The sequence below is a fragment of the Streptomyces sp. NPDC058964 genome, assembly GCF_042741275.1.
Lineage (GTDB): Bacteria > Actinomycetota > Actinomycetes > Streptomycetales > Streptomycetaceae > Streptomyces.
Window position 1 is genome coordinate 1 of record NZ_JBHYKH010000564.1, and the last position, 5,625, is coordinate 5,625.

General features: G+C 72.6%; 7 protein-coding genes. 6 read left to right on the forward strand and 1 reads right to left on the reverse strand.

Features of this window, described 5'->3' with window-relative positions; genetic code table 11:
* The first annotated feature begins 183 nt into the window (after positions 1-183).
* The 3 genes from ACFW2E_RS40250 to ACFW2E_RS40260 are packed head-to-tail and all read left to right on the forward strand — an operon-like array spanning position 184 to position 2,278.
* Positions 184-954 (forward strand): hypothetical protein, encoded by a 771-nt coding sequence (locus ACFW2E_RS40250; protein WP_384475063.1) that lies wholly within the window; start codon positions 184-186, stop codon positions 952-954.
* Positions 951-1,631 (forward strand): DUF4166 domain-containing protein, encoded by a 681-nt coding sequence (locus ACFW2E_RS40255; RefSeq protein ID WP_384475066.1) that lies wholly within the window; start codon positions 951-953, stop codon positions 1,629-1,631. Before ACFW2E_RS40250 ends, ACFW2E_RS40255 begins: the two co-directional genes overlap by 4 nt.
* Positions 1,628-2,278: a TetR/AcrR family transcriptional regulator gene (locus tag ACFW2E_RS40260; protein WP_384475069.1), complete on the forward strand. Its 651-nt coding sequence runs from the start codon at positions 1,628-1,630 to the stop codon at positions 2,276-2,278. Before ACFW2E_RS40255 ends, ACFW2E_RS40260 begins: the two co-directional genes overlap by 4 nt.
* An 18-nt stretch (positions 2,279-2,296) precedes the next feature.
* Here ACFW2E_RS40260 and ACFW2E_RS40265 read toward each other — a convergent pair whose 3' ends face one another.
* Complete coding sequence (locus tag ACFW2E_RS40265; protein WP_384475072.1) at positions 2,297-3,277, reverse strand: DUF5937 family protein; 981 nt, start codon at positions 3,275-3,277, stop codon at positions 2,297-2,299.
* Between the two features lie 187 nt (positions 3,278-3,464).
* Between ACFW2E_RS40265 and ACFW2E_RS40270 the strand changes: the two genes are divergently transcribed.
* The 3 genes from ACFW2E_RS40270 to ACFW2E_RS40280 are packed head-to-tail and all read left to right on the forward strand — an operon-like array spanning position 3,465 to position 5,602.
* Complete coding sequence (locus tag ACFW2E_RS40270; protein WP_384475075.1) at positions 3,465-4,700, forward strand: MFS transporter; 1,236 nt, start codon at positions 3,465-3,467, stop codon at positions 4,698-4,700.
* A gap of 10 nt (positions 4,701-4,710) precedes the next feature.
* On the forward strand, positions 4,711-5,220 hold the full coding sequence (locus ACFW2E_RS40275) for a MarR family winged helix-turn-helix transcriptional regulator (RefSeq protein ID WP_384475078.1): 510 nt from the start codon (positions 4,711-4,713) through the stop codon (positions 5,218-5,220).
* A 43-nt stretch (positions 5,221-5,263) separates the two neighbouring features.
* Entirely contained in the window at positions 5,264-5,602 is a 339-nt protein-coding gene (locus tag ACFW2E_RS40280) for a DUF3817 domain-containing protein (protein ID WP_384475081.1), read from the forward strand.
* Positions 5,603-5,625 lie beyond the last annotated feature (23 nt).

Here is a 5,625-nt window from a genome sequence, read left to right on the forward strand (position 1 = left end):
GGGCGCGGGCGGCGCGCACCGGGCCGGTGTCCGCGCCCCGGGGACGGGGCGAAACCCCCGCCCCCCGGGGCGGGGGTTTTTTCTGGGCCCAATTTTTTCCGGGGTCGAAAACACGGGTGTAACTTCCTGTCGAGATCGTTTGAGCGGTCGCTCAAACCACTGGCTGACACGGGGGAACACCGAATGGTGAGCAAGGAGAGCAAGGCGCTCTACATCGAGGCCCGAATACGCGCCGACCTGGACGAACTGTGGGCGCGTACCCAGGACCCCGCCCGGCACCGGCGCTGGGACCTGCGGTTCACCGAGATCGAGTACCTCCCGCGCGCGGAGGACGAGCCGCAGCGCTTCCGGTACGCGACGCGCGTCCTGCCCTTCCTCACCGTCGCGGGAACGGGCGTCTCCGCCGGCGAGAAGGAGCGCCCCGACGGCACCCGCACCTCCGCCCTGCGCTTCCACTCCCCGCACCCGCTGTCACTGATCGCCGAGGGCAGCGGCTACTGGCGCTACGTCCCGGACGGGGACGGCGTCCGCTTCCTCACGGGTTACGACTACCGGCCCCGCTGGGGCGCCTTCGGCGCGTTCGCCGACCGCGTGCTGTTCCGCCCGTTGATGGGGTGGGCGACGGCCTGGTCCTTCGACCGCCTGCGGCTGTGGCTGGAGCGGGGGATCGCTCCGGAGAGGGCGCTGCTGAACTGGCTGACCGAGCTGGTGGTCCGCGCGCTCGTACTCACGGTCTGCTGCACCGGACTCGGACTCGGCCCCCTCGTCGGCCTCCTCGGCCCGCTCGCGCCCGCCGTCGCCTTCCTGTGCCCGCTGCTCCTCCTCGTCGCCATCTCACTGGCCCTGCTCATGGCGCCCCTCTCCGGCACCCCGGCCGCCCGGCGCTGCCTGCGCACCCCGCCCGCGCGCGTGCGGGCCCCGCGGCTGCTCCGCACCCTGGAGAACTGGTCATGAGCTCGATGTTCCGCACCGTGCTGGGCCCCTCCTTCGACCGCCTCCACCCCCAGCTGCGGCGCCGGTTCTCGGTGGGCCTGGCGAGCGGCGAGGCCTGCACCGGCCGGGGCGTGATGGACCGCATCTGGCACGGCGGGGCCTTCGTGAAGCCGTTCCTGGCGCTCGGCGCCACCCGCAACATCCTGGTCCCGCGCGAGGGCAGGAACATCCCGTTCATGATCGAGAATGTTCCCTACGCGGACACCTTCGGCCGTGAGACGGTGACGTTCGTGCGCACCTTCGACCTGCCCGGCCGCTCCCGCCGCTTCGACGCCCAGATGGTGCTGAGCCCGAAGGGGGACCGCGTCCTCGACTACCTCGGCACCCACCAGCACCTCGCCAGCGAGCTGCACTTCCGTGCCGAGCCCGACGGCTCGCTGCTCGTCCGGTCCGGCGAACACCGCCTGCGGGAGGGCATGGTCGACGTCCGCGTGCCCGAACTCGTCGGTGCCACGGCCGAGGTGCGGGAGTCCTACGACGACGCGGCGGGCCGCTTCCGCATCCGTGTGCGGGTGGTGAACAAGTACTTCGGCCCGCTCTTCGGCTACGAGGGTTCCTTCACGGCGTCGTACACGGACATACGGACCTGCGGCGTACGACCCGGTCTGCGCCCGGTCCGCGAGGAGTCCCGCGCATGAGCCCGGAGACGGCGAAGGCCCAGGAGACGAAGACCAAGCTCCTGGAGGGTGCGCTGCGGACGCTCACCGAACAGGGCATCGCCAAGACGTCCGCCCGTACGGTCGCCTCGGCCGCCGGGGTCAACCAGGCGCTGGTCTTCTACCACTTCGGCTCTGTGGACGAACTCCTCGCCGCCGCCTGCCGTTACGGCGCCGAGAAGGCGGTGGACCGGTACCGCGCCCGCCTCGCCGCCGTCGGCTCCCTCGCCGAACTCCTCGCCGTCGGCCGCGAGATACACGAGCAGGAGCGGGCGGGCGGCCACGTCGCCCTCCTCGGGCAGCTGCTCGCCGGCGCCCAGACCCACGAGTCCCTCCGTCCCGCCACCGCGGCGGGCCTCGACCTGTGGATCACCGAGATCGAGAAGGTGCTGAGGAGGGTCCTCGCGACCACCCCGTTCGGAGAGTTCACCGACCCGGCCGGCCTGGCCCGCGCCCTGGCCGCCTCCTTCGTCGGCATCGAGCTCTACGAGGGCGTCGACGAGGCGAGCGCCCACGCGGCCCTGGACGCCCTGGAGCAACTCGCCGCGCTGGTCGCGGCGCTGGAGGAGCTCGGGCCGGTCGCCCAGCGGGCGGTCCGTCACCACCTGCGCCGCACGAGCCGCCGTTGACGGCCCCCGCAGGGTGCCCTACCCGCCGGACGCCAGCATGATCCCCAGGGGTGTGCGTTCGTACAGGACCTGGTGCCCGTAGCGACGTGAGGTCAGCAGGCCCGAGTCGCGGAGCACCGTCAGATGCGCGGAGACCGAGGACGCGGCGAGCCCGAGGCGGTGGGCGAGGGCGGTGGTGGTCGACGGTTCGTCCAGAGCCGTGAGGACGGCGGCCCGGCCACGGCCCAGGAGCCGTACCAGCGTGTCCGGGGCACGGTCCGCGGGCTCGGACCACAGCCCGCCGATACCGCGGGCCGGATAGACCAGGGCCGGCTGCCAGGGCGGCTCGAAGCCGGTGACCACGTCCGGCCAACTGAACACACTCGGCATCAGCACCAAGCCCTGCCCGCCGAGGTGCCGCTCGTACTCGCCCGCCGACTCGACGGTCAGCGTTCCGGCGTGCCAGCCGAAGCGCCCGCTGAGCTCGGGCAGCAGGCCGCCCAGGCCGACCTCGGCCAGCCGGCGGGAGTGGAAGGCGACATCGGCCTCGAGCAGGGCGCGCAGCCGGGGCCAGTCCGGTTCGACGAGGACGTGCCAGGCCTGTTCCATCGCGTCCGCCAGGTCCCGCACCATCCGCTCCGGGTCGGCCAGCCAGGCCAGGCCGTACGGCGACTCCAGCGCGCCGGGGGTGTCCGCGAGCGACCGGGCCGTGTCCGCACGGGCTGCCTCCGGATCGGCCGCGCGCACGGCCGCGATCTCCTCCCCGAAGGTGGCCGCGGGACCGATCGGGGGCGGGCCGAGCCAGTCGGGGGAGTGGCCGCGGCGCGGCATCAGCAGCCACAGCGGGGTCAGGTCGAGCCCGGCGGCCGCCCGGCGGATCCGGCGCAGCCAGGGTGCGTGGTACCCGTGCCGGTCAGGCCGCTTGAGTGTGCGGACCGCCTCCTGCGTCTCCCACAGAGGTGACACCGCGAACCGGCACCTGAGGAAGTCCCCCTCCTCGAAATAAAGGCGCGACGGCATGGCGGACCTCCTCGGGACGGTGACATGAGAACCGAAGGGGGACACCCCGCCGGCGGAACGCATTCTCCTTGTCGAGAGCCGTGCCGACGACAGAGCCCTCGCCGGTCGGACCGGGAGCCGAGCTCTGGGGATTCGGCACACGCCGAATCTCTGGGGCCGGGCCCGTGGCGCCTGCACGCTGCCGTGCATGTCAGCCGTGCAACGGAAACCGGCGGCGCGGTCCGCCGGCTATGCCCGTGTCTTCGCCGTGCCCGAGTTCCGCGCCGTCTTCGCCGCCCACACACTGTCCATGCTCGGTGTGATCGTCAGCGAGATCGCACTGTCGGTGCTCGTGTACGACCTCACCGGTTCGCCGCTGCTGAGCGCGCTCGCCTTCGCGCTCGGCTTCCTGCCGTACCTCGTCGGCGGCACGCTGCTGTCGGGCGTCGCCGACCGCCTCCCGGCCCGGCGGGTGCTGGTCGGGTGCGACCTGGTGTGCGCGGGCTGCGTGGCGCTGATGGCGCTGCCGGGGACCGGCATCGCGGCCCTGCTCGCGCTGCGCTGCTGCCTCGCCGTCGTCTCACCGGTGTTCGCGGGGACCCGCATGGCGACCCTCTCGGACATCCTCGACGGCGACCTGTTCGTGCTCGGCCGCTCCCTGCTGCGGATCGTCGCGCAGAGCGCACTGCTGGTGGGGTACGGGCTCGGCGGGCTGCTGCTCACCGTCGTCGCGCCGCGGCACGCCCTGCTGATCACCGTGGGCACCTTCCTCGCCTCGGCGGCTCTGCTGCGTCTCGGCACCCGGCGGCGGCCCGCCCGGGTCAGGGAGGCGGCCGGGCTCGCGGGAGCCCGGCCGCTGTTCGCCGACCGGCGGGTCCGGCTCCTGCTGCTGCTCTTCTGGGTGCCGTCCATGTTCTCCGTGGTGCCGGAGGCGCTCGCCGCCCCGTACGCCGACGAGCTCGGCGCCGGCTCAACCGGACTCGGCCTGCTGATGTGCGCGCTGCCGGTCGGGACGGTCGCGGGCGAGCTGTTCGCGGGCGCGCGACTGCGGCCCGTGACCCGCGAGCGGATGGCCCTCCCGCTGGTCTGTCTCACGCTGCTGCCGTACCTGGGCTACGCCCTGCGCCCCGGTCTGCCGGCCTCGCTGCTCCTCCTCCTGCTGTCCGGCGCCGGAACCGCGCACACCCTGGGCCTGGACCAGTGGTTCGTCCGGGCCGTGCCGCGGGAGCTGCGCGGTCGGGCCATGACCGTGCTCAGCGCGGGGCTGATGACGATCCAGGGCGTGGGCATGACCCTGGCCGGTGCGGCCGCCGAGGTGGTCGGCGTGACCGGCACCGTCGCGGGGGCCGGTGTTCTGGGCGTTCTGTGCTGCTGTGTCCTGGCCGCCGGGGTCCGCAGGACCGAAAGCCGAGACAGGGCTGAACCGGTTATGACCGGCCGGTAGGGTCGGTGGCGTGCCGAAGCCTCTCAGCCTCCCCTTCGACCCCATCGCCCGTGCCGACGACCTGTGGAAGCGGCGCTGGGGAAACGTGCCGTCGATGGCCGCGATCACCTCGATCATGCGTGCGCACCAGATCCTGCTCGCCGAGGTCGACGCGGTGGTGAAGCCGTACGGACTGACGTTCGCGCGCTACGAGGCGCTGGTGCTGCTCACCTTCTCCAAGGCCGGCGAGCTGCCGATGTCGAAGATCGGCGAGCGGCTCATGGTGCATCCCACGTCCGTGACGAACACCGTCGACCGGCTGGTCAGCTCGGGCCTGGTGACCAAGCGCCCCAACCCCAACGACGGGCGTGGCACCCTCGCCGTCATCACGGAGAAGGGGCGCGAGGTGGTCGAGGCGGCCACCCGGGACCTGATGGCGATGGACTTCGGGCTCGGCGTGTACGACGCGGAGGAGTGCGGGGAGATCTTCGCGATGCTGCGGCCGCTGCGGGTCGCGGCACACGACTTCGACGAGCAGTGACCCGGGACAAGATCTCCCGGAACGGGCGGTTACGCTCATCGGCATGAAGAAAAGCGTGCTGACCCGCTACCGCGTCCTGGCCTACGTCACCGGTGTGCTGCTCGTGCTGCTGTGCCTGAGCATGATCGCCAAGTACGGGCTGGACGTCGACGGCGCGGCGGACTTCACCCGCGTCGTGGCCATCGCGCACGGCTGGCTGTACGTCGTGTACCTCGTCTTCGCCTTCGACCTGGGCTCCAAGGCGAAGTGGCCGGTGGGCAAGCAGCTGTGGGTGCTGCTGGCGGGCACGATCCCGACCGCCGCGTTCTTCGTCGAGCGGAAGATCAGCCGCGAGCTCGAGGGCAGGGTCGCCGACCAGGTCCCGGCCGTCGCCGAGGCATAGGCCCCACCGCCCGCCGGGGTACG